Origin of the sequence: Rhizobium sp. WSM4643, from assembly GCF_025152745.1 — a bacterium.
GTDB lineage: Bacteria > Pseudomonadota > Alphaproteobacteria > Rhizobiales > Rhizobiaceae > Rhizobium > Rhizobium leguminosarum_I.
Genome location: NZ_CP104040.1, coordinates 4,116,889 through 4,141,451 on the forward strand (window position 1 = coordinate 4,116,889; position 24,563 = coordinate 4,141,451).

The window sequence follows — 24,563 nt, forward strand, 5'->3', positions numbered from 1 at the left end:
TCGCCGTCTTGGGGCAACGTCAACCGGATTTTTACCCTGTGCATTCGCGGATTGCGGGAGGAAAAAGCTGATCTCGGACAGTGGGTTGCCGGGTGCTGACCTTCGCGACCCTTCTCGATCTAGCTGGCATTGCTCGTAGCTCCGTGCGGCTTCTGCGACATCAGGACAACCGCCACCCCGGCCATCCGTCACCCTATGCCCTCTGGCGGGATAACCGCCCTCGTTTCGAGGAATATCAGGCGACACAGGGGTTCGGTGACGCTCTCGACCTCAAGGCTCCCATCTGGGCGTCTTTCGTCGGTGTCCCCGGCCGAGAAACCCTCTTCGTAGGGCTTTATACCGCCGAGCTGATTGGAGCCCTTCCCGAAGATCGCGCTCATCCCATTACTGGCGGGATTGAACCGGCCGGGAGTTGCAATCTCTATCGCCTCGATCCGAAGCCAGAGCTGTCGGAATATGCGGGTCGCCTTTGGATCGAATGGGGCAAAGGCTATCGAGCTTGGATACAGCGAGGCGACCGAGTTCCAAAGCCCATCGTCGAGCTTCGACGCGCCTTCGGAGAAGACCCTTTCCCTGGCTTTTCCGCGTTGATCCTCAATTTGTCCGAGATAGAGACAATCCCGGCAAGCTGGTGGGCTGCACTGTCCTCCACAAGAGGCATCTACCTGCTCTCGTGCCCTCGTACCCGAGAACAGTATGTCGGCATGGCATCTGGTTCTGACGGGTTCATGGGAAGATGGCGAGAGTATTTCGCGACGGGTCACGGGGGAAACATCGGCCTGAAAAGCCGTGATCCAAGCGATTATCGCGTCTCAATCCTCGAAACAGTTGGAAGCGCCGCTACGGTCAACGACATGTTGGCCTTGGAAACGCGCTGGAAAACAAAATTACTCAGCCGCGAAATGGGCCTAAACCGGAATTAGCTCATTCATTCAGCGCCTTACGCACAGCAAGGCAATTCGATTTTTGTGGATAGATTACCTTGTAAAGACGAGGTCAGCGCAGTGTTGCAAGGAAATCTAAACGAAAATCGCAAGGAAATGCAGCCAAAAGTGCGCCGATAACGCCACGTTAATCGCCAGCAATTCAGGTGTTGCTATACCTGGATTGCGGAGAGTGACAAAATGATTTGGGTTTTCTTTGCGCTCGTCGGTCTCGCGCCAACGATTTTTTGTTTTTACCGATATGAGGCTGCCCATAGTCGTTATCTAGAGCTAACCAACTACGGGATTCCTGATTCCCTTGGATTGTACCCGAAGCGAGAGGGGCCAGCTCCATCAGCTTTTCCTTACATTGCGTGGTATGTGGTAGGGTGGATTTGCCTGTTCGCAGAGACAGGCTTTGTCGCCAGAGCATATAGCAGCCAATTCTGGTACTCTTGGCTGCATTAGCGAATCGAATACCTACTCCTAAGAACAAGCGGCGACTCAGCGGGTTGTGCTTTCGAAATTCGGGCGTATTGCCCAGTCGTCGCCCAATACGATCCAACTGATTTGCCCGCATGGGGGTGCCTGGAGTAGGCATACAGGCAAATCAGCCAGTGATGGTAACCCAACCCCCAAATATTTAGGGGTTGCGCAGCGCCTGCTGGAGAACCTCCCTTCGCTCGGGCAGAAGCCGATCAAAGATCGGGCTATCGAGCCAATGTGGGAGAAGAACAGACGATTAAGGTGTCGGTTGAAACCGCTGCATGCCCCCTTGCTGGATGAAACTCGCATAATCGCTAAAGGTCTGCTTCCGAAGGGGACTGACAATTTCCAGCTCCGTTATACGCTGCCCCGTTTCGTAGATTGAAACGAAGAACTCCGCTCCTGAATCCGGTAAGTTCAAGACTTCGTGGTATATCGACGCAACTTCGACCCGCACGTTTAGATCGATCATGTCAAGGAGGCTTGCAAGGACTTCGTCGCAGTACCCAAGAAGCTCCTCGCCCGGCAAGAATGCCCAAAGCTGAACTTCATCATGAGGATACTCGTTCAGGAACGCAACGTACGCCGCCTTTTTCGCTGGCGGACGTTCACCACGCTGTGGTTGGTACCTGCGTTTGCCCGCAAGCCGCCATGGTGGATGACCGGCCCCCTCGATGCGATCAGCGAATTTGGTCTGCCTTGGCCCAGCGCCCGCCTCGGTGCGTTCCAGGTGCCACCAGCCGTCCGACCCGGCCTCGTACATGAGGCGGAGGCCGTGGCTCTCATTCAACCCCGCGTCCTTAAGAACCCGGAGGTACTCTGCAGCCCTCCGGTCTAGCTCTTGCGGTGACACATGCATGCGGTGCTTTGAAGCTCGCACATAGACCCGTTGGACTATTTCCGAGCGCTCGCCAAAACCCCACCAGCCGCCGTACCGCAGGGTATCCACAATCTTCACAGCTTCTTCGCGACTGAAATCATTGTCAGCGATTGCGGCCACGTACTGCTCGTACCGCTTTGTTGCCACTTCGGGAGAAACAGATCGATCCGGAATTGACGGATCAGCGTAGCCGATCACTTTGACCAGGTCTTCGTACTCCTCGTAGCCGAAGGCCCGCGAGACAACCGTTAGCGCATTCATCAATTTGATGGTGTCACCCCATGAACGCACTTCTTTGGCTAATTTTTTCGCAAGTCCTCTGACGGCATCTGTATCGTTGAAATAAATTTGCATTTGTCACCCGTTCTCAAAGTTGGAGTGGGAGGGCAAACGGCACTTGCGCTTTTTCCCCTGTCGTCTAAAAGCGGTTGCAGTGTCCACGTAGCTCAGCAGGATAGAGCACAGGATTCCTATGAAATTGGGGGTTGCGATTGGAAACACCGCAACCGATCTGCTCAAAGTCGGGGAACGCTTCGCTGAACTCTCAGCATGCCAATCCCGAGCCAAGCTCCAGGGAAACCTGGTGAAGGTGTAGAGACTGGATGGGCAGCACCTAAAGGTCCTCGGGCCAATGGTGAAGGGACAGTCCAGACCACGAACGCTCTGCGGCGGCGAAAGCCGAAGTGGTATGAATCCTGGGGTCGGAGGTTCGAATCCTCTCGTGGACACCAATTTCCTGCTGACTTCTTATGATTATTCATCACCACGAGACTCTTTTCGTTCGCGGGTTGCGGCATCAGCAAAGCGCGTTAAACCCTCAAAGAGGGGTCTATCCATGATGATTGTTTCCGGCGGTGAATTGCGGGTAACAACCAGTCCAAACTCGCTGACCTCGAAGCCGTCTATGGTTACGTTCCTTAACCAGTCGGAAAGATCGTCAATGAAGTCGAAGTCACCACTCTGCACACGATCAGCATTTATTGGGACATTGTCCGTGACAAGCTGCTTTAACCCTTTGACTGTCTCGTTCAGTTCTCTGCAGAGGCGTTGAAGACTGCGGATGTTATACTGAGAGTTCGTATCGAGAGCTGCCGGGTCCCAAGCCAAAAGCTCTTCGGCAACAGTTGATGGCTCATTCTCGAGGTTGTTAATGTCTCGGTATGCTTTCCGCCATATCCCCAGCATCGTGCCGTAATCGTTGTAGATTGTCTGAGCAGATGGGAAGTTTTCGAATTCAAACGGCTTTGATCCCGACAACTCAGAGATTTCCTTTGCGCTGGGCATTATCGGTCGGCGACGCGAGACCAAGTGCTTACACACAAGATATATTCTGTGGTTATTGGAGCGCCTTATCGTTCTGTTTGACGGAATACTTTCAACTATCCTGATGGCTTCGTCTTCTGCCCAGGCCAGAACAATGCTTTTACGGGTTGCCATTATTTTTAGCTCAAGACTAGATTTCTGGAGTTCTGAGAAATTGCATTTGGCGGCTGATGGATGATGCTTTTTGCGAGGATGTCCTCTACTTGATTGGCAATCTCCAGATCGCGAAGTGATAGCTTCCCGTCACGTAGTGCGGTAATCTCATCGCTTCGAAACCTCTCTAGCAAGAATTTCGAAAACAGATCGCCGCAGGCAACGCGTTCTTCGTCGGTTATGTCGGCTCGCAACGACAGCGGCAGAATTCCAGATTTGAAGAGAATTTGGTCGAGCGTCTTTTGCTTCAGAGCTTCAAGTTCATCGCTGTGAAGAATGGAATAGACTCTGCTGGCAGCTGTTAAGACGGCTGCCTGTTCAAAATCGCTCACCTCCTTGAAAACCACAGCGCTCCCGTTGGGGTTCATCAAGCTCTGGTCTGGTCGTTGTTCGATCCCACGGTCCGCCGCAAGTATCTTTGCCGCCGAGGTCAAATGAATGACTGTGCGATATATCGCTTCGTCAACGATCTCGATGTGGTCTTTGACCTCATTGTTTTCGATTCTTAATCGGTCAATGGTCTGACGATAAACTTCGTTAGACAAATCACCGGTCCGACGACGTTCGCGAAGTGTGTTCAGCTTTCGCCGCTGATCGGCTTGCTGAACTGCGAGTCGTTTTCGTTTCGCGAGCAACGAACTTCCGAAAAGTTCCAAGGGAATAATAAAAGGAGGCCCAGAGATAAGATGCCTGCACATAATGCAGTTACGGGGGCCGCCCGCGACCGGTCCGTAGACATTTTTGGACGTCGCCCCCTTTACGTTCTCTTTTCGTAAAAGTGGGCCACCGTCATTACATCTGGTCCCGTCGAACGGGCACACCCCGATGTCGCTGTTGCAAAACTGAACACGGTCCGCCGTTGCGACCGCTTCCTCAAGCGAGGTATGCTCAGTGAACGTCGTCTTAAGTCGCGCCTCTTCAATTTTCATGTTGCGGAAGTCATTCATAAACTCCCGCACGGCGATGGACTGAGTTTCGACCGCTGCCTTCTCAAGCATATTGTGGATCGTCGATGCATCATACAATACGTAGTAAAGCGTCATGATGATGGAGGCGTGGCCTGCCACCATCTCGCTCAGGATGTCGATAGGTATACCGGCTCTGTAGAGATTGGTAATGCCCCGAACTCTCATGCCGTGTGGCGTGTAAATGGATTTTTGCGGCTGTCCGGTTTTTTCGTTGTACTTGACGACTATGGTAACCTGGTCGTCGGGATTCAGCTCGTTCCAAACACGTTCGACCTCCATCATCAGGAAGTTCCAGCTCAGATTGATATCCGCTGCGGTTGGAGGTCGACCTGAATAGGGCTGCCATCCATCAGGAAGAGTTCGGAAAAGTGCGAAGATATCAGGGAGACGAGCCTTTGCGCGGGCAGAATACTCTTTTGGATCGTCCAAATAATCATCTGGCCCCACCGGTGATTTGACCGGATTGAACTTAAGTTGCCATTCGAGAAGCTCAAAAAGTCGCAAGTGAAGCTCTTCGGCCATCCATGGGATACCGTAGGGAGACCCAGTTTTGTTCGTATTCACAAAGAAGCCGGTTATCGCGGGCGAGACTTCTTCATATAGTAGTGCATAGCCACGGGACTGAGGGGTCGAAAGCTTGTCGCGTGTTGCCCAAAATCCTGCATTTTCCGATGGATTGGTCTCCCAAGCCATTGTTGTGGCATTAAATCGGCGCAAGTCCCCCTCGCCAGAGTCCAGGCGACGCCATTGCGCCATACGAAGGGGTAGATCAAAGGCGCACCGCAAAAGTGTTGGAATCACAGGACAATAAACTTCCATCCATTGCCCGGATACAAAAGCGTTCTTCTTGAAAAATGACTGCCTACCGGCCCATCCGTTTTCACCCTCGTCCAAAATTTGCTTCGCAATATAATAGAGCCGTTCGGGTAGGGGCCGAGAACGAGCGCGAGGGTGCTTCCTATTTCCCAAATCATCAATCTGGCCTTTGATCCAATTGACGTCATCTTCAGTAACGAGGGGATAGAGCGCGATACCGTCGGAAGACTCGCGCAATTCAGCTATGACATAATTTTGGAATTGCTGGAGCTGCCTAATCTTGTCTAGGCACTTGCGAGTAACTCCGAAGCGTTTCGTGTAATTCTCAGCCACTTCTCGGCGCTCTAGCCTTATTTGGAGAGCTTCGAAAAGGGACGAGTGACCTGCCTCAGCAAGGTAAACGTCCAGGTCCATCAGCATATTCTTGTTTAGTGTGGGCCTGGCTCTCGATGCGGCAGCGTACTTAGAATAGTGCGAAAGAAGGTCCGCTTGCAAAGGCGTGGGACGCCCTTGGATGGCTGCCCATGTCGGTTTATTTCCGTTTGCCAGCCGTGATTGCGAGGCATGCTTTAGAAGGCTGTCATCTTCGTAATATCGGGCAAATGCCTGGGCGATCTCCTTTAGGCATTGATGCATACGAGCATTTTTGCCGACCAAATCGGTGCGCCATCGAAGACCGTCAGGGGTGCGCCAAAACGCAAGCCAAGATAGAATCAAATCTTTGGGTGCTTCATCTAAGTCTGCAAGGCCGGTCGAAGCCATAACCAGACTAGCGATCAAGCGAAGAAGAATCCTTGCAACGTAGTCGCGTGTCTCTTGATCTTCGAGCCTCTCGGCGAAACCCATCAATCCAACTTCAGTCAGAGCTGTGAGAATTGAGTCGCCGAATTCCGTCTCTTGAACGATGCGTTCCGCAATGCGGTAGTTCGGCATTCCCTTCGAAATGAAGTAACTTGGCGAGAGGCAAACTTCTTCCTCGATCAGAAGGTCTATTTCTGCTGAAAATTGGTCTATAGTAATGAAGGCGGTTGCTGCGATGGACTGTAGACGATCTATCGCATCCTTTGCTTCGCTCTCGCGGTGAGTATATCCAAACCAATGTTCCATTGTGCCGTTGAACGCAATGATACCTTTGTCTGTCGGGAATTCTGTGATCATTCGGGCACCCTACGCTGCTGCAGCGAAGCTGTGCGCTCGGCGTCGCGCGAATGATTGATCGAATTGCCGCTTCAGCTTACTTAGCAGAGCCGCATCACCCGGCACGGCCTTGGCGCGTCCCTTGAGAATGCTATTTATCTCTTCGTTCGATAGCTTCGTGTATCGTCGTTGGGTTTCGGCATTTTTATGATGCATGCATCGAGCAATCACCTCTCCTTCGCAGCCGAGGGTCTTCAAAAAACAACCGTAGAAGTGCCGAGCCCCGTGAATAGTCGTTCCCATGCGTTTGCGCACAGTTAGCGCTACGTCATTGCACCGCCGTGCTGTGGTTCGGATGGCACGCTTCCACGCCGCCTTAAAGGCGGCCATGGTATAAGGCTTTCCGATCTCGCGATTTCCATCCGAGTATCCATCGCCAGATGAAACGAAAAGGTAGTCGTGGTCGGACAAACCACGCGACGCCCGGAGCCTCATTGTGTTGGGGCGATCCACAGCGAGATATTTTGCCAACAGAAGAGATAGATGGTTCTGTAGTTCAGGAATAGGTAACCAATGAATCAGTGCACCGTCAGCCTCTCCATCCAAACCCTTCCAACCGGCACCATCCCTTTTTCGTAATTGAGTTCTCGGAAGCCGTCCTTTTGAAAGAAGGCGGTCTTTCCTTCGAACCGCTTTCCCGGTCCGGTCGATTACCATTGCGTCTTCAGGATGGTGGAGAAATAGAAAAACTTCCCCGTGCACAAATTGCACGTCCTGGACCCAAACGTGGAAAAGTTCACTTGCCCTCATTCCGCCTGCGAATAAGATGAACGCCACGATCTGGGCGACTACATTGCTCCTCCCGTCTTTCCTTACGAAACCATGGAAGAGAAAATCCCAAACATACTTGATGGGAAAGCGGTACGTCGCGCCCGACGTCTGAATAGGACTGAAATAGCCCGAAAAGGAATGCGGCGGTGCTGGATCGTCAAGGTCGTCGGCAAGATGAGCCAATAGGCTCATTTTGTTTCTGATCACAACCTGATGTGCAATACGAATTGCGCTCAATGGATCGATATACCAGCTTGAGGCTGCATGGCTCCAATCGTCGCTCTCGTTAGAAAGTGACGTCAAAAAATTCGTCAACGCCGACAGGCATTTTTTTGCTTCTATCTCAGCGCGAGGTCGCCAGTAGAGCCCGACGCCATCAATCCGAGCGCCATTGTTCAGCATAGCGGTGCCATTCAGGATTGCTTTGGCAAAGCGTTCCAACATCCGCCGATGCACACTCTCCGTGCTCCCCCTTGCGCTGGCCCGGCGTAAGAAAGGTAGCCAAGCAAACGTGTAGTCGATGAGGAGTCCAAGCGTTCTCACTCTGTAGAGGTGCCATGTCGAGGAACGTCTCCAATTGTCGTCGCAATAACGCAAGACGGAGTCGACGCGACACAGGCTCAGACTACCGTTGGAGGTCCGCTGCATCACATACAAGACGGGCAAGCATACCTTTCTTTTGTCCCTATAGACCCACTGCCAAACAATAAAATGGTTGAGCCCGCGTTCGATTTTGGAGAAATCTTGGTGCTCTTCAGATCGACGTTTCAACAATGTCCCTCGCAGTTCATCGCGGCAGATCGCATCCGCCTTCACAAACGGCAACAACTGTGAAGCACAATAGAATCACATTCCACATATGTCAATATGGTAGTATTTTAATGCCTATTTCCTTGGAGTGGACGCGTATTTAGGATTTTTGTTCTATTTCCTTGCGACCGAGAGGAAATCCGGAAATTTTGTGCCCGGATTTTTTTGCATTTCCTTGCAGCCTGATATTGTTGAGATATTCCTGTCCCCGTTGATCTGATTTGATCGCCAGTCACATCGAGTGGCGCAAAACCCGGAGTGGCCGGAGTCTTTGGCGGTGCGAAACTGAGGGGAGCCATTCTCGCGGGTCTGATAGCGACGACCGTGGAAACCTCGACGAGCCCTGGCGACCCTAAGTCGGACCCAAAGCTCAAGTCGGCATCGATCAGCCGCTCTTTTTGCCGCATGCAATCTTGCGGCAGGGCGAGCACTTATCCTTTTACGGCGCGGCACCATTAGACGGTTGATACCAGTGTCAAAGCCGCTGCGCGGGGCCTTGGCCTGCGGCTATCGGACGGCCTTTGGCCGACTTCTTTTTTTGCTTTCTTATATAGCGGCTGATTAGACCCTAGTAATGAGGCATGGGTCATCAGCCGCTATAGAAAGCGCTTTCGGCCGAGACGAAACAAGGCTACCCTTCAGAAAGCAGTAAAGACCGGTAAATTCTTAATCGGTCTTAAACGAGCACCAGATTCCTAATCTGGGGGTCGCGCGTTCGAATCGCGCCGGGATCACCAGTCAATCAGATGCTTATCTCCCTCGACAGAACGCACGTTCCTGCAGACATGCAAGAACGCAATAATGATGTCATGAGAAACCAGCCTTTGATCGGCAATAGCGAGGCCGATTGTCGCACTGAGGCCGCACGACCGAGCTCTTGGGACGAAGAAATTGGCGATCGATTAGACTCGTTCAACTGGCTAGTTTTTCAACATCGGCGCCGATCCACGGTCAGTTCGCTCAAAATGGACGATCGCGCGTCTCAGCGCAGACCGCCCGCCGAAAAAGCACTCGGGCCAGAACCACTGGATCAGGACGATCAACGAATATTTGCGCAATCAGTGTCGAGCCGGGCGCAAATCTGCGCACATCGGAGCACGTTTCGTAAAGTGGATACAACCACCCAAGCGAACCCACCCTAAATTGAAAGCAGTCTCTGCGATAGCCGCGCCGCGTAAGCGGTCATGGTCCAGCGATGCGAAGCCTCCGGCGTGGCCGCCTCGGCATCTTAGCCCGTAAGAATGGCACGCTTCTTGCGTTGCTTGGTATGGGGCCGAGCAAAACTGCTCGGCGGAAGCCAGCGAATGTCCACAAAAATCGGACGAGTTCTCGGACATTTGGAATAGACCGGTCGACGGCCAGGAGCAGATGACAACATATTCGATCGTTCTAGGACGCGAACGCCATGTCTTTCAGGATCTGAAATCGATATTGGCTTGCGCTTCGCCGCTGAAGTCAGGTGACGTGCTGGCCGGGATCGCAGCGTCGAGCAACGAGCGGCGGGTGGCCGCCCGCTACCTGCTCGCGGATATGCCTCTCAAAACTTTCCTGGAGGACCTCGTCATCCCATACGAGACCGACGAGGTCAGTCGGCTGATCGTCGACCGCCATGATTGGATGGCATTCGCGTCGGTATCTCACATGACGGTCGGTGAATTTCGCGATTGGCTTCTCTCTTATGATGCGACCTCCGAAAAATTGCTTGCCATTGCACCGGGCCTCACCCCCGAAATGGTTGCGGCGGTCTCCAAGATCATGCGCAACCATGATCTGATCACCGTCGCAGGCAAATGCAGGGTGGTCACTGGCTTTCGTTCCACGATCGGTCTGCCTGGCCGACTGTCGAGCCGTCTTCAGCCCAATCATCCCACCGATGATCCTGAAGGCGTCGCCGGCTCGACGCTCGACGGACTTCTCTATGGGATCGGCGATGCGGTGATCGGCATCAACCCGGCGACCGACAATCTCGAGGCCTGCACAAGATTGATGGTTCTTTTCGACCGGCTGCGCGAACGGTTCGAAATCCCGACCCAATCCTGCGTGTTGACCCATGTCACCACGTCGATCAAGGCAATCGAGGCCGGCGCGCCGCTCGATCTGGTGTTCCAGTCAATCGCCGGCTCTGAGGCCGCCAACAAGGGTTTCGGCGTCGATCTGGCCGTCCTTAGGGAAGGCCAGCAGGCAGCACTTTCCATGAAGCGCGGAACGGTCGGAAACAATGTGATGTATCTGGAGACCGGCCAGGGCAGCGCTCTCTCGGCCGACGCCCATCATGGTGTCGACGAACAGACGGTGGAGGCGCGGGCCTATGCCGTTGCACGTGAACTCAATCCGTTGCTCGTCAATACGGTGGTCGGCTTCATTGGCCCGGAATATCTGTTCGACGCCAAGCAAATTATCCGCGCCGGGCTCGAAGATCATTTCTGCGGCAAACTGCTTGGTGTGCCGATGGGGGTCGACGTTTGCTACACGAACCATGCGGAAGCCGACCAGGACGATATGGATAATCTGATGGTGCTGCTGACTGTCGCGGGCGTCAGCTTCCTCATCGCGGTGCCCGGCGCCGACGACGTCATGCTCAATTATCAGAGCCTTTCCTACCACGATATTGTCGGCCTCAGACACCAGTTCAATCGTCCGCCCGCCCCGGAATTTGAAGCCTGGCTCCATCGCATGGGCATGCTTGATCACACGGGTCGTCTTGCGCCGGCCAGCGCCTCGGGCGCCTTCTCCCGCAATCTCTTGAGCTACAGGGCATCGGCATGACTCCCTTCGAACGAGATCCGTTTGCGCGATTCCGCAATGCCACACGCGCCCGGATCGGGCTTGGCAGGGCGGGCGACGCCTTGCCGACATCGGCAATTCTCGACTTCCAGCTCGCCCATGCCCGGGCGCGGGACGCCGTGCATGGTCAAGTGGATTTTGTCGCCCTTGCCAAGCAGCTTGCGCCCATGGCTACGGTCCGCATTCGCTCTCGCGCCAAAGACCGCACGATCTATCTGGCGCGCCCGGATCTCGGCCGTCAGACCAATGCAGCCGATCTGCCAGGCCCAGGCGATCGTTATGATATCGCCTTCATCATTGCAGATGGGCTTTCAGCCTCGGCGGTCGAGCACCACGCGGTGCCGCTGTTTAAGGCATGCATTAAGCGCCTCGGCGACTTCAGCGTCGCCCCCGTGATATTGGGCGAGCAGGCGCGGGTGGCATTTGGCGATGAGGCAGCGGCAGCGTTTGGTGCGGAAGTTGCCATCGTGCTGATCGGCGAGAGGCCGGGATTAAGCGTGCCTGACAGTCTCGGTGCCTACATCACGTTCCGCCCGCAATCGGGACGGCGCGACAGTGAGCGCAACTGCATTTCGAATATTCATGCCGACGGGCTCAGCTACGAGGTCGCAGCGGACAAGATCGTTTGGATCGTTCGGGAGGCGCTTCGCCTGCAGCTGACCGGTGTCGATCTCAAGGAAAATGCCGAAGGCGCCATAGAAGCGCTGCCACACCAAGAAGCATAAAGTTCATCTGCAAAAAAGGGGAACAATCATGTCAAATCCTCAACCGACGCTCGCCAAAAGCCTGACCGGGCTGCATTTATGGGGACTTGCCGTCGGCCTCGTCATCTCGGGCGAATATTTCGGCTGGAGCTATGGCTGGGCGGCTGCCGGCACACTCGGCTTCTTGATCACCACGATCCTGATCGCCGTGATGTACACCACATTTATCTTTTCCTTCACGGAATTGACGACAGCCATTCCACATGCCGGCGGCCCTTTTGCCTATGCGCTCAGGGCTTTCGGCCCGCTCGGCGGCTTCGTTGCGGGCTTTGCGACATTGGTTGAATTCGTCTTCGCCCCTCCGGCCATCGCGCTGGCCATCGGCGCCTATCTCAATGTGCAGTTCCCGGGGCTCGATCCGAAAGTGGCGGCTGTCGGCGCATATATCATTTTCATGGCGCTCAATATCGTCGGAGTTACCATCGCGGCAACCTTCGAACTCTTCATCACCATTCTGGCGATTGCCGAACTGCTGATCTTTATGGGTGTCGTCGCGCCGGGCTTCTCTTTTGCCAATTTCGCGGCCAATGGCTGGGCTGGCGCCCCTGAATTCTCGGTCGGTGCCATTGGAGGCATCTTTGCCGCCATTCCATTTGCCATCTGGTTTTTCCTGGCGATCGAAGGCGCGGCGATGGCGGCTGAGGAAACCAAGAACCCCACCCGCACCGTTCCCATTGCCTATATTGCGGGTATTCTGACACTCGTCTTCCTCGCCTTCGGCACCATGATCTTCGCCGGTGGCGTCGGCGACTGGCGCACGCTGTCCAACATCAACGATCCGCTACCGCAGGCGATGAAGGCGGTCGTGGGCGAATCCTCCGGTTGGCTGCATATGCTGGTCTGGATCGGCCTGTTCGGCCTGATTGCTTCCTTTCACGGCATCATCATGGGCTATTCCAGGCAGATTTTTGCGCTGGGCCGCGCCGGCTACCTCCCGGAAGTCCTTGCAAAAATCCATCCGAAATTCCGCACGCCTTATCTCGCAGTCCTTGCAGGTGGCGCCGTCGGCATCGCAGCCATCTTTTCCGACAGCCTGATCCAGATCGGTGGTTTGCCGCTGACCGCCAATATTGTCACCATGTCGGTGTTCGGCGCGATCATCATGTACATCGTCTCGATGGCATCGCTGTTCAAGCTGCGCCAGGCCGAACCTGAACTCGCCCGCCCCTTCAGGGCCTGGGGTTATCCCGTGGTCCCAGCCATTGCCCTCGGGCTCGCCCTCGTCGCGCTGGCGGCGATGATCTACTACAACTTCCTGATCTTTGTGATCTTCCTCGCGATGGGCGTCGTGGCATTCGGCATTTGGCGTTTGCTTTCAGGTGGCATCATCAAGGAAGCGGCAGCGTCCACGTAATAAGGCTCTCTGGCCCGATCACCGGAAAGGCGATGCACGAACCGCTTCCGATCAACATCGATGCCCCCGCCGAAGTTTGGCGGGGGTTATTCCAGCGCAAAGCTTGACTGATATCATCCCGTTCCGGGGCCAGGGCCGCGTTCGCCGTAGATTAGTTCACCGCACCTGACGATGGAATCGCCGCGTCCTCGTGACGCGCCGCGCACCCAATCCCAATAGCGCCGCCACGGCCCAACCTCCGATAAATCCAATCGCGCCCCAGACGAGACCGGCAAAACTGACGGGCACGCCAGGCACGAAGTCGCGCCAAGTATTGGCGAAAACGACGTCATCCGCATTTCCCAGCAGGATGAAAGGCCTGGCGACGGGTGCGGCGGTGCCGAGGTGGAGTTGCTGCGACTGCAGCGTTTCGTAGCGCGAGATCGTGCTCTGCATCGAGACGCCGCGGTCGCGCAGGAAATCGTCGGATGATTGGGCATAGGCGCTCAGCGCCTGCTGGCGATCGAGATGGTGCTCGGCGGCTTGGCGGTTGAAATCCTCGACGATGACGCGCAATTCGTCGATCGCCCCGCCGATCCGCTGGCGGTATTGCTGCGCAAATTCCGGCGCCTGCGAAAAAATCGTACCGCCGGCAAGCCCGGCCAGAATGGCGATGATCCTTGCAATCAGTCCCATGATCGATGCCTCTGGCTGTCCCCTTGCGCTAACGATCGGCGGCCCAAAAGGTTTCTGACATCGACACAATCGGTAACTCTATGTGATTGAACCGACAGCACTTCCGGCGAGTTGATCTCCTGACAAACTCAGAAAGAGAGGCTCGTCATGAAACGGATTATTCTTGCCTGCACGCTCGCTGCTGCGTCCATCTTTTCCGCAATGCCGTCCCAGGCGGCAAGTGTGACCATCACCACGGATGATGCGCGTCCCTATTATCGCCATTCGGACCGGCCCTATTACCGCCATCACATGAGGCCGCGCCACATCTCCGAGGAGTGCTTCACCAGGGTGGAAAAAATCCGCCGCCACGGTCACACGATCGTCAAGGAAACCCGAATCTGCCGATAAGGCAATCCATGCAGGAAAAGCCCGGCTGATCCTCCCCAGCCGGGCTTTTCATCTGATCGCGCCCTGATCGCGCCGATGAGGAACTTCACCATATCAGCCGCGTTTATTGCGAAAACAGGAGTACTCATCATGCGTATCAAGATGATTCTTTTGGCCATCGCCTATGTCGCCGTCAGCGCCGTGTTGCTTGCCACTGCCTATCACCCACAAGGGTCGGGCGCCATGCAGAAGACGGATCGTCTGGCCGGCTCGTCCTTCCTCGTTGAACGCTTCGCCGGTTGATTAGCTCAGTGCCGACTGATAGGCGGCGATGCTGAACTGTCCTCGGCCGGCAGGTCTGGGCTCGGAGCAGCCTGCCATCTCGTTAATGCGTGCCATCGAGCGAAGATCCGCCAAGCAATATCCGGTTCTGCACCGCATGCACACCCTCGACGGCCTTGGCGACCGCGGTTGCCCGTTCGATTTCGCCGACCGTGCCGACGGTGCCGCTCAGCACGATCTGGTCGTTCTCCATCGTCACCTCGACATCAGAGGCATCGATGCCGCCGGCGATCGCAAGCGCATTGGCAACGGCCGCCTCGACCGATGCACGATTGGCGATTTCCGCTTCCATTTCGGGTTCGAGCCCGTGAAATGTCTGCTCCTTGAAAACCATGATCCGTTCCTCCGTGAAAACCTGCGGAGGAAACGCTGATCGGCGGAGATTGGTTCAGCGCCGCTACCACTGCACGCGATAGCGGAGATTGACGCTGCCTGCCTCACCCCCCGAAAATGGATTGCTGACCGAGGCATCGAGATTGAGGTTCGGCAGGATGGTCTGGCTGACCCCCACCGTGCTTGAGAAGTCGCCGCTGGCATTGCTGACGCCGGTCCCTGCCGAAAGCGAGGTTCCCGTCCAGGGATGGATCAGCTTCAGGGCCTGCGATGCCGTCACCGAAGCCTGCCGGGCTTCGACCGCGTCATATTGGACACTGATGGACCGGCTCGATTGCATGTCGAGCGAATCGGAGAGGATCCAGCTGCGGGAGCGGCTAAGCGTCAGCGCGCCGCTGCCGCGCAGCGTATCGACGCTGACGCTGGCACCCTGCTGTGACTGGCCTGCCGGGGTGACGTTCGTCCTGGTGATCCGGCCCCAAAGCATTGCCTGTTCGGAATCGGGCAGCAGCGCCCCGCTTTTGGTCGAGGCCAGCGCGATGTCGGCGCCGGCGCTCGTTTCCCATTCCGCCGGCAGGCGAAAACCCATCGTCGCCTTGTAGGACCGGTCCGAAAGCTTGGCCGGCGACCAAATCACCAGGTCGTCCGCCCTGGCTGCGGCGGTGAGCGAGGATAGGATGGCGAAAAGAATGCATGCTGTTTTAAGTATCTTCATGAAATCCGATCGTTTTGACCTGACACAGGGCTCTAGCGCCGAACCGACGCGACGGCACATATGAAGGCGCTCGCAGCGAACGCGATGGGGATTGCGGCCAAGCCGCCAATCCCGGTTTCAACCTCGATTTGATTTTGGCCGGAAGGCCTGTGGCACCGCGTGCCTGTTCTTCAATGGACGCCGCAGCGTCCCGATTGCGCATGCGACCGTGAACGGCCGCGGCGGAACCTCCCAATCCCCATGAGGATTGTTGTAAGGATCACATCCAACCGCCGCTCTGTAAACCCCTCGCGGGTTGAAATCTGCTGCACCGCACACTTGCCGCCCCCTCCAAAGCCTAGTAGAGCCTGAGCCTACGAGAGAAATTTTCGCGAAATACCACATGATAACCGGCAAAAGCGCGCCGCGGCGCCTCAGCATCTTCGGTTCGACGGGTTCGATCGGCCAGAATACACTCAATGTCGTCGATCACCTGGGCGGACGGGAGAACTTCGAAATCTCCGTGCTGACAGGCAACGGCAATGTCGAATTGCTGGCCCGGCAGGCGAAATCCTCCGGCGCGCGGCTGGCGGTCACGGCAAACGACCGCCATTACGAATCGCTGAAGAGCGAACTTTCCGGCAGCGGCATCGCGGTCGCTTCGGGAAAGTCCGGCCTGATGGAAGCCGCCGACTGCGAAGCCGACTGGGTGATGGCGGCAATCGTCGGCACCGCGGGCCTGGCGCCGACGCTTGCCGCCGCCCGCCGCGGCGCCGATATCGCCCTTGCCAACAAGGAATGCCTGGTATCGGCCGGCGATCTCTTCATCGCAGCGATCCGGGCGGGCGGCGGCAGGCTGCTTCCGGTCGACAGCGAGCACAACGCGATTTTCCAGGTGCTGGAAGAGAACCAGCGCCACGCCGTCGAGCGGGTCATCCTGACGGCGTCGGGTGGCCCCTTCCGCACCGCCTCACTGCGTGACATGGCGGATGTGACGGTGGAAACCGCGCGCGCCCACCCGAACTGGTCGATGGGATTGAAGATCTCGATCGACAGCGCCTCGATGTTCAACAAGGCGCTGGAGATGATCGAAGCCCGGCACCTTTTCGGTCTCAGACCCGAACAGATCGAGGTCATCTTCCATCCGCAATCGATCATCCACTCCATGGTCGGCTATACCGATGGGTCGGTGCTGGCGCAGCTTGGCGCGCCGGATATGCGCACTGCCATCGGTTATGCCCTGTCCTTTCCGCGCCGGCCGAACCTGCCCGTCGAGCGGCTGGATTTCGCCAAGCTCGCCAGGCTGGATTTCGAAGCACCGGATGAGACGCGGTTTCCGGCGCTGCGGCTCGCTCGCCTGGCGATGACGCGCGGCGGCGTTCAGGGCGCGGTGCTGAACGGCGCCAAGGAAGTGGCGCTCGAAGCCTTCATCGAAGGGCGGCTGTCTTTCCTGACGATGGCCGAGATCACCGAGAGAGTCATGGACGATCTGGCCGGCCTGCCCCCGGCCTCCAGCATGGACGATGTCTTCGCCGCCGACAGGCAAGCCCGGCAAAGGGCGGCGGAGCTCATGACACTCGCGATCGCCGAGTGAAGTTCGGGCGGCCGATCATCGAGTGGTCGCCCGCCTGTGATCGCGACCGGCGCCATTACCGCAACCGGTTGCCGCCCTCATCGAACAACCGGCAATCCGACGGCTCAAACAGCAGGCTCACCTGCTCGCCTGCCGCGATGCTGATCGGCGAGCGATGCTCGACGGTGAGTGACTGGCCATCGGCAAGCTGGCAATAGAGATATTGCGTCCCGCCGAGATATTCCGAAAAATCGACCCTGGCCGTCAGGCTGCCCGATAGATCGGAGGCCACCCTCAGATGCTCCGGCCGCAGGCCGAGCGTCACCGCGCCACCAACCGGCCTGTCTGCCGGCGGCAGGCCGCTTTCGATCTGCCGGCCGGCGACTTCGACCATGCCTCCCTCACCCCAACGGGCATTCAGCAGATTCATCCTCGGCGAGCCGATGAAGCCCGCCACGAAGGTATTCGAGGGATTCTCGTAGATTTCCCGCGGCGTTCCGGCCTGTTCGACTCGGCCGTCGCGCAGCACGACGATCTTGTCGGCGAGCGTCATCGCCTCCGTCTGATCGTGCGTGACATAGATCATCGTATTGCCGAGTTCGCGATGGAGCCGGGCGATCTCGATGCGCATCGAAACGCGCAGTTCCGCATCGAGATTGGACAGCGGTTCGTCGAACAGGAAGACATCGGGCTTGCGCACGATCGCTCGGCCGATCGCTACACGCTGCCGCTGGCCGCCGGAAAGCTGTCCCGGCCGCCGGTCGAGAAGATGGTCGATCTTCAGGATTGCAGACGCGGCCTTGACGCGCGTCTCTATCTCGGCGGCACTGGTGCGCGCCATCTTCAAGCCGAAGGCCAGGTTGTCGCGCACGCTCATATGCGGATAGAGCGCGTAGGACTGGAAGACCATGGCGATACCGCGCTCGGATGGATCGAGATCGGTGACAACACGTCCCTTGATCTCGACCTCCCCGTCGGTCACGTCTTCCAGGCCGGCGATCATGCGCAGAAGCGTCGATTTTCCGCAGCCGGAAGGGCCGACGAAGACGACGAATTCGCCCTCCGCGATCGTCAGGTCGATGCCGTGGACCACCTGCAGATTGCCATAGCTTTTTCGCACGTCCTGGAGCACGACGCTCTTGTTAGCCATACCGTTCGACATCCCCAAAAGACCTATCTGTCCGACTGGACCCAGACGAGCATCTCTCCGGGCGCGCGGTTGTCCCAGAGATGATAGGGCACGAAACGCGCGGTGGCGACCTGCCTTTCGGCCGGCGCCTTGCGGTAGAGCGCTGTTCCCCAGTTCGATGTTTCCTCGCGCTCGACCTTGAGATCGAGGGCGACGGCATCATTGAGATCCTTCAGCACGACGGTTTCGGCGGCCGGGAGCTCACGCGGCAGGACGATGGCATTGAGGTCTTCGCCATTGTCCGTGGTTTCCAGACAATAGACCAGCGGCCCGCGCATCAATGCGACCCGGCCGGCGTCCTGGCGCACCTTCGGGTTGGCATATTGCGGCCGAAGCGCCAGCGGCAGGTAGAGGGCGACACGATCGCCCGCCGCCCACTCACGATCGATCCTGGCATATCCGTCGTGCATATTGGCGTTGAGATCGAGCATCTCTCCATTGACGCTGAGGGTTGCGCCTTCGGCCCAGTCCGGAATGCGCAGCGACAGCGCAAACCGCGCCGGCTTCTCCAGCCTGGTGGTAAAGGCGACCGCACCGTCCCACGGATAGTTGGTGGTCTGCTCGAGTTCGACCTCGGCACCGTTGGCAAGCTTCAGCCGCGCGGTGCTTTCGCCATAGAGGTGCACGGCGATCTCGTTATCCGAAACGGCGTACATGTAGGAGCCGATCGAGGTCACCAGCCGGGCGATGTTCGGCGGGCAGCAGGGGCAATGGTGCCACTTCCACCGATGGTGCTTACCAGCACTTTCGAGCGGATTGTCATAGAAGAACGTCTTGCCGTCCGTGGAAACCCCCGGTAGCGCGCCGTTGTAAAGCGCCTGCTCCATGATATCGGCATAGCGCCGGTCCGGCCCGCGGCCGAGCATGCGGCTTGCCCAGAACACCAGGCCGACCGAGGCGCAGGTCTCCGCATAGGCGGTATCGTTCGGCAGATCGAAATAATCGGTAAAGCCTTCGTTGGAGGCCGCCGGCCCAATGCCGCCGGTGATGTACATCTGCTTGGTCGTCAGATCGTCCCAGAGCGTTTCCAGCGCCGCCGTCAGGCTGTCGTCCTTGTATTCGGTGGCGATATCGGCCATGCCCGAATAAAGATACATGGCGCGCACGGCGTGGCCGACGACCTTTGTCTGCGCGCGCACCGGCTGGTGCGCCTGCGCATATTCATAGGTCTTCTGGTGGTATTCGGAGACATCGCGGCCGTCGCGGCCTGCCTCGGCGGTGAAGAAATGCGGTTCGGTGCCGCGTTCGTCGATGAAGTATTTCGATAGTTCGAGATATTTCTTTTCTCCCGTCACGCGGGCGAGCTTGACCAGCGCGAGCTCGACTTCCTCATGGCCGCAATAGCCGGGGATCTGGCCTTCGCCGTGCCCGAAAATCTTGATCATATAATCGGCATAGCGGCTCATGATGTCGAGCAGCTTGCGTTTGCCGGTCGCCTGGTAATAGGCGACCGCGGCTTCGATCAGATGGCCGGCGCAATAGAGCTCATGATGGTCGCGCAGGTTGGTCCAGCGGCGGTTCGGTTGCACGCGCTGGAACCAGGCGTTCAGATAGCCGTCCTCATCCTGCAGCTTCTCATACATGTCGATGATCTCGTCGGCACGCGCTTCCAGCTTCGGGTTCGGCCGGCGATAGAGCGAATAGGCAATCGTCTCGATCGACTTGCCGAGGTCGGAGTCCCAGAACATCTGTGTCGTCCCGCCCCATGGCTGAATGGGAATGACGACCCCGGGACTCGGCTGATCGACGTCGATCGCCTTGAGCATGCCGGCCTCGACACAGCGGTCGAGCAAGGTCTCGGCGGTGGAATTGCAGACGGCGTCCTGCCACTTGCCCCAGAACCCGCCGAGCTCCACATCGGGAACGGCGACGGGACGAAACTGGCGGTCGTTGCTTGGTTTGGTCATGGGCTCCACTTTCTCTAAGATCATTTCACCGCGCCGGCCATCAGCCCGCGCATGTAATAGCGTTGCAGGAGCAGGAAGACGATCAGGCAAGGGATCGTCATGACGACGACGCCGGCCTGGACCGCTCCCCAGTTGATGGCGCCGAGCCGTCCGGCGCGAACCGCCGTCATCAGCACTGGCAGGGTGTATTTCTCATTGCTGGAGAGCAGCACGAGTGCTGCGAGAAACTCGTTCCAGGCATTGAGGAAGGCAAAGATCGCCACCGTCGCGACGCCGGGAAGCACCAGCGGCAGAAGAACCCGGACCAGAAGCCTGAGGTCGCGCGCGCCGTCGATGCGTGCGGCCTCTTCGATCTCCTTCGGCACGGCGTCGAAGGCGTTGCGCATCATGAAGACCGAGAAGGGCAGTTGCAGCGTCACATAAACCAGCGTCAGCCCAATCAGCGAATTGTTGAGGCCGAGCTTTGCCAGGATGATGAAGAGCGGCGTCAGGATCGACTGGAACGGGATCATCAGCGTCGCGATGATCAGCACGAAGAGCGCATTCTTCAGCGGGAACCGATAACGCGAGAAACCGTAGCCGGCGAGCAGGCTGACGGCGACGGTGAGCACCACGGTGGCGACCGAAACGAACAGCGAATTGATCATGTGCCGCCAGATGCCGGCGCCGAACGTATCGAGCAGCGCATAGGAATCGATGCTGACGCCGGAGGTCGGCCATGGCGGCAAGGGCGGCAGGCTGGCCTCCGTGCCATGCCGGAAGGATGACAATAGCGTGATCACGAAAGGGGCGAGAAAGAAGATCGATATGACGATACCGGTCAGATGATAGACCGATTTCGCACGGATGGCCTTGCGCGCGCGGCGTTCCCTTGAGGTGGTCATGGACGCTCCTCCCCGACGCGAAGCAGCCAGAGCTGCACGATGCTGATCGCCACCAGGATGGCGAGAAGTACGATCGACAGTGCTGCTCCATAGCCGAGATTGAACGACACGAAGGACTGATTGAAGATGTAATAGACCACCGAGATCATTTTGTTCTGCGGTCCGCCTGACGTCATGATGTAGAACTGGTCGAAAGCGAGGATCGAACCGGTGACGGAGACGATCAGCGCCAGCGCGATCGTCTTGCGCATCAGCGGCAGCGTCAGATGCCGGAAACGCTGCCAGCGCCCGGCGCCGTCGATGCGGGCGGCCTCCGTCAGCTCGGACGGAATGGCCTGAAGCCCAGTCAAAAGAATGATCATGGTGAAGCCGGCGATCTTCCAGACGACCATCACCACGATCGTCAGAAAGGCGGTGTCGAAAGTCGCCAGCAGATTGGGGCTCTTTTCCAGAAGACCGAGCGCCTTCAAGGCCGGCCCGATGAAGCCGCTATCGACATTGGCGAGCCAGACCCAGAGCAGGGAGGCGGTGGCAAGACCGACCACGACGGGCAGGAAGATGATCGTCCGATAGGCGCTGACGAACTGCCGTTCCTTTTCGACGAAGATGGCGAGCGGAAAGGCGATCGCGAAGATCGCGATGGTGACGATCACGGTGTAGTAGGCCGTGAAATTCAGCGCCGCCATGAAGCGGGTGTCGTTGGCCATGCGAAAATAATTGTTGAAGCCGATCCAGCGCGACGCCCCCATCAGCGGCCAGTTGTGAAGGCTCATCCATCCGGTGAAGAGAACCGGCATGATGAAGAAGACGATGACGAGCGCCATGGCCGGCGCGATATAGGCAAGACCTCGCCAGTTCGATCTGCGCCGTCGCCTGCGCTGAGGCAATAGAGTCTCTGAACCGGAACCGGTCATCAAAACGCTCCGCGTCTGTCGAGTGGGATTGGCCGGGAAGCTGCCACCGCTCCCCGGCCGCGGCCGGGGGAGAGATTACTGGCCGCTATCGATGATCGATTGCATTTCCGACTGGGCGCTCGAAAACGCGCCGTCGACATCGTCGCCGAAGATCGCGGCATTGGTGAAGCTTGCCCATGGCCCGTTGGCGCTGTTGATCAGGTCGTTGAATTGCAGCGTATAGGGTGTCTTGGCGACGCTGATCGCCTTCAGGCCAACCTGCATGCGCGGATCGAGGCCCTCAAGCACCTTGTCGGCGATATCGCCGCGCGTCGGCAGGCTGCCGTATTTCGCCATGATCTTCTGGCCGTCCATCGAATACACATATTCGAGGAAGCCCTTCACCGCGTCGATCTTCTTCGTGCCCTTGGTGATGACGAAGTTGTCGCCGCCGGCAAAGGACGAAGGCTTTCCGTCGACGCCGGGGATGAGCGTCACGCCGAAGTTGATATCGGGATGCTCGGTCACCAGCGTGCCGATGGCAAAGGCGCCGAGGCTTTGCTGGCCGATCTTGCCGTTGGTAAAGGTCAGGAAGTTGGCGCCGGTGTCGCTGGCCGCACCCGCCGGCACCAAGTCCTTCTTGACCATGTTGCGGTAGATATCGACGGCCTTGCGCATCTGAGGCGTATCGAGCGTTGCCGTCTTGCTGTCGGCCGACAGGATATCGGCACCGGCACCCCAGGTGAGCGGCGTGAAGGTGAAGATCATGCAGCCGCCGCAGCCGCCACCGGAGAAATAAAAGCCGTAGGTATCGTCACCCAAGGCCCGGATCTTCTCGGCATTGGCGGTGATTTCATCCCAGTTGGCCGGCGCCTTTTCCGGGTCGAGACCCGCCTTCTTGTAGAGATCCTTGTTCCAGGCGAAGACCGATGTCTCGACCGACAGCGGCAGGCCGTAAATGCGGTCCTGATAGGTACCGAGGCGAACATGCGATGGCGACAGCGAGTTGAAATAGGGCAGGGATTTTGCCCAGTCCGTCAGGTCTTCCAACTGGCCGGCCGCAGCAAAGGCCGGGTTATAGATGAGATCCATCGACAGCGCGTCCGGCGCCTGCCCGCCGGCGATTGCCGTCGCATATTTCTGTACCAGCTCGGAGAACGGCACCTCGGTCATCACGACCTTGTTCTCGTGACCGGAATTATAGGCTTCGACGACCTTCTTGAAGGCGTCGCCGATCCCCGAGCGAACCCACATTTCGACATTTTCGGCAGCCGATGCAGCCGACACCAGACATAAGGTAGCGATGCTGGTCGCCGCCAATAGACGCTTGATCATGACACTCCTCCCGATATGGCGCATCTCCTCGCGCCTTTGCTCATTCACGTGTTCTCATCCCCGAGGGCTTTACCCCCCGCATGATTGCCGGACGATCAGCCGGCACGGCAATTTCCTCACTCCCGGCTCGACAGGCCGTCCTTCAGCAAGCGCAAGCACCGTCAATCCGGCTTGCCGCCCGAGCTCCTTCAATTCCATATCCACCGTCGTCAGCGGCGGCCGCGTCTGGGCCGCGACAATCTCCCAATTGTCGAAGCCGACGACCGAGACGTCCTGCGGCACCTTGACGCCGCGCTCGCGCAACGCATCCACAGCACCTCGGGCGATCTGGTCGTTGCCGCAGAAGAGCGCATCCGGTTTTTCTCCCGGTCTCTTCCAAAGCTGTTCGACCGCCTCATGGCCCCAGCTTTCCGACCAGACGCCGTAGAGCACCGGCTCTCGGTGACCAGCCACCTCGTGATAGGCGCCGGCACGTTCCCGCACCGAGAAGAAATCCTGCGGCCCGGTGATGTGCGCAATCCGCCGCCGCCCGATCTTCACGAGCCATTCCACGGCCAGCTTCGCACCCTGCTCGTCGTCCGACCGGAAGGTGACACTGTTTTGCGCCCCCTCAGTGAACGCATAGACGACGGGCACATGCAGATTCGACAAGTCGACAGGCAGGCGTCTGTCCAGGCGTTTTCCCGTCGCAATGATGCCGTCGACCTGTTTGTCCAGCATCGCGTCGACATGGATCTGGGCGAGCGCCGGATCGTCTTCGATGGCGCACAGGAAGACCGAAACACCGTGATCGACGAGTGCGTCCGAAATGCCGGCCATGACAGGCAGCGTGAACCGGCCGTAAGTGTCGTTCGTCAGCAGCCCGATGGTGAAGCTGCGCTTGCTGAGAAGACCTCTGGCCAGCGCATTCGGCCGGTATCCAATTTCCGCGGCTATCCGTTTCACCCGTTCGCGCGTTTCCGAGCCCATCCGGCCGGTATCGTTGAGAGCTTTCGACGCCGTCGAGATGCTCACCGCGGCAGCCGCCGCCACCTCGTGGATGGTGATCCTGCCTCTTTTTCCTCCCGATATGTTCAGAACGTCCTCCTTCTGAAGTGATCTGAGAAAAGCTTTTACCAAACCTTATGTCAAGTGAGAAAA

21 protein-coding genes are annotated in these 24,563 nt (G+C 57.7%); 7 read left to right on the forward strand and 14 right to left on the reverse strand.

Annotated elements, in window-relative coordinates; all coding sequences use genetic code 11:
• Positions 1-92 precede the first annotated feature (92 nt).
• Positions 93-923: a GIY-YIG nuclease family protein gene (locus N1937_RS20360; RefSeq protein ID WP_260056861.1), complete on the forward strand. Its 831-nt coding sequence runs from the start codon at positions 93-95 to the stop codon at positions 921-923.
• 96 nt (positions 924-1,019) lie between these two features.
• On the opposite strand, the gene N1937_RS20365 is transcribed toward N1937_RS20360, so the two are convergent.
• The 5 genes from N1937_RS20365 to N1937_RS20385 form a co-directional block, all read right to left on the reverse strand.
• Complete coding sequence (locus N1937_RS20365) at positions 1,020-1,199, reverse strand: hypothetical protein (RefSeq protein WP_260056862.1); 180 nt, start codon at positions 1,197-1,199, stop codon at positions 1,020-1,022.
• Between the two features lie 466 nt (positions 1,200-1,665).
• Entirely contained in the window at positions 1,666-2,643 is a 978-nt protein-coding gene (locus N1937_RS20370) for a hypothetical protein (RefSeq protein ID WP_260056863.1), read from the reverse strand.
• A gap of 399 nt (positions 2,644-3,042) precedes the next feature.
• Positions 3,043-3,546 (reverse strand): hypothetical protein, encoded by a 504-nt coding sequence (locus tag N1937_RS20375; RefSeq protein ID WP_260056864.1) that lies wholly within the window; start codon positions 3,544-3,546, stop codon positions 3,043-3,045.
• A gap of 185 nt (positions 3,547-3,731) precedes the next feature.
• Positions 3,732-6,707, reverse strand: coding sequence for a VPA1269 family protein (locus tag N1937_RS20380; RefSeq protein ID WP_260056865.1), 2,976 nt, complete (start codon positions 6,705-6,707; stop codon positions 3,732-3,734).
• Between the two features lie 9 nt (positions 6,708-6,716).
• The gene (locus tag N1937_RS20385) at positions 6,717-7,961 is read right to left on the reverse strand and encodes a hypothetical protein (RefSeq protein WP_260056866.1); all 1,245 of its coding nucleotides are present in this window, start codon (positions 7,959-7,961) and stop codon (positions 6,717-6,719) included.
• A 1,734-nt stretch (positions 7,962-9,695) separates the two neighbouring features.
• Between N1937_RS20385 and N1937_RS20390 the strand changes: the two genes are divergently transcribed.
• From N1937_RS20390 to eat, 3 genes are read left to right on the forward strand one after another with little or no spacing between them, the layout of a single operon-like run.
• Positions 9,696-11,093 carry an ethanolamine ammonia-lyase subunit EutB gene (locus N1937_RS20390; protein ID WP_260056867.1) on the forward strand — a complete coding sequence of 466 codons (1,398 nt, stop codon included), beginning with the start codon at positions 9,696-9,698 and terminating at the stop codon, positions 11,091-11,093.
• The gene (eutC, locus tag N1937_RS20395; protein WP_260056868.1) at positions 11,090-11,836 is read left to right on the forward strand and encodes an ethanolamine ammonia-lyase subunit EutC; all 747 of its coding nucleotides are present in this window, start codon (positions 11,090-11,092) and stop codon (positions 11,834-11,836) included. The genes N1937_RS20390 and eutC overlap by 4 nt, the downstream gene beginning before the upstream one ends.
• 28 nt (positions 11,837-11,864) lie before the next feature.
• Positions 11,865-13,229: an ethanolamine permease gene (gene eat / locus N1937_RS20400; RefSeq protein ID WP_017966314.1), complete on the forward strand. Its 1,365-nt coding sequence runs from the start codon at positions 11,865-11,867 to the stop codon at positions 13,227-13,229.
• A 156-nt stretch (positions 13,230-13,385) separates the two neighbouring features.
• On the opposite strand, the gene N1937_RS20405 is transcribed toward eat, so the two are convergent.
• Positions 13,386-13,904, reverse strand: coding sequence for a DUF2937 family protein (locus N1937_RS20405; protein ID WP_162116821.1), 519 nt, complete (start codon positions 13,902-13,904; stop codon positions 13,386-13,388).
• A 147-nt stretch (positions 13,905-14,051) separates the two neighbouring features.
• On the opposite strand from N1937_RS20405, the gene N1937_RS20410 reads away from it, so the two are divergent.
• Both N1937_RS20410 and N1937_RS20415 read left to right on the forward strand, forming a co-directional pair.
• Positions 14,052-14,294, forward strand: coding sequence for a hypothetical protein (locus tag N1937_RS20410; RefSeq protein ID WP_162116822.1), 243 nt, complete (start codon positions 14,052-14,054; stop codon positions 14,292-14,294).
• 129 nt (positions 14,295-14,423) lie between these two features.
• A complete protein-coding gene (locus N1937_RS20415; protein ID WP_017966311.1) occupies positions 14,424-14,576 on the forward strand; it encodes a hypothetical protein in 153 nt (50 codons plus the stop codon).
• A gap of 82 nt (positions 14,577-14,658) precedes the next feature.
• Here N1937_RS20415 and N1937_RS20420 read toward each other — a convergent pair whose 3' ends face one another.
• Positions 14,659-14,949 carry a BON domain-containing protein gene (locus tag N1937_RS20420; RefSeq protein ID WP_018448136.1) on the reverse strand — a complete coding sequence of 97 codons (291 nt, stop codon included), beginning with the start codon at positions 14,947-14,949 and terminating at the stop codon, positions 14,659-14,661.
• A gap of 63 nt (positions 14,950-15,012) precedes the next feature.
• Positions 15,013-15,663, reverse strand: coding sequence for a hypothetical protein (locus N1937_RS20425; protein ID WP_170257084.1), 651 nt, complete (start codon positions 15,661-15,663; stop codon positions 15,013-15,015).
• 382 nt (positions 15,664-16,045) lie between these two features.
• Between N1937_RS20425 and dxr the strand changes: the two genes are divergently transcribed.
• Positions 16,046-17,236: a 1-deoxy-D-xylulose-5-phosphate reductoisomerase gene (gene dxr, locus N1937_RS20430; protein WP_260056869.1), complete on the forward strand. Its 1,191-nt coding sequence runs from the start codon at positions 16,046-16,048 to the stop codon at positions 17,234-17,236.
• A gap of 55 nt (positions 17,237-17,291) precedes the next feature.
• Here the strand turns inward: dxr and N1937_RS20435 are convergent, their stop codons facing one another.
• From N1937_RS20435 to N1937_RS20460, 6 genes are all read right to left on the reverse strand, one after another.
• The gene (locus N1937_RS20435; protein ID WP_222293023.1) at positions 17,292-18,365 is read right to left on the reverse strand and encodes an ABC transporter ATP-binding protein; all 1,074 of its coding nucleotides are present in this window, start codon (positions 18,363-18,365) and stop codon (positions 17,292-17,294) included.
• Between the two features lie 23 nt (positions 18,366-18,388).
• Positions 18,389-20,311 (reverse strand): glycoside hydrolase family 127 protein, encoded by a 1,923-nt coding sequence (locus tag N1937_RS20440; protein ID WP_260056870.1) that lies wholly within the window; start codon positions 20,309-20,311, stop codon positions 18,389-18,391.
• A 20-nt stretch (positions 20,312-20,331) separates the two neighbouring features.
• Entirely contained in the window at positions 20,332-21,195 is an 864-nt protein-coding gene (locus N1937_RS20445) for a carbohydrate ABC transporter permease (RefSeq protein WP_170257088.1), read from the reverse strand.
• Positions 21,192-22,109, reverse strand: coding sequence for a carbohydrate ABC transporter permease (locus N1937_RS20450; protein ID WP_162116828.1), 918 nt, complete (start codon positions 22,107-22,109; stop codon positions 21,192-21,194). Before N1937_RS20450 ends, N1937_RS20445 begins: the two co-directional genes overlap by 4 nt.
• 75 nt (positions 22,110-22,184) lie before the next feature.
• Positions 22,185-23,423, reverse strand: a complete 1,239-nt coding sequence (locus N1937_RS20455) for an ABC transporter substrate-binding protein (RefSeq protein ID WP_170257089.1) — start codon at positions 23,421-23,423, stop codon at positions 22,185-22,187.
• Positions 23,424-23,492: 69 nt separating this feature from the next.
• Entirely contained in the window at positions 23,493-24,455 is a 963-nt protein-coding gene (locus N1937_RS20460; RefSeq protein ID WP_260058991.1) for a LacI family DNA-binding transcriptional regulator, read from the reverse strand.
• Positions 24,456-24,563: the final 108 nt, after the last annotated feature.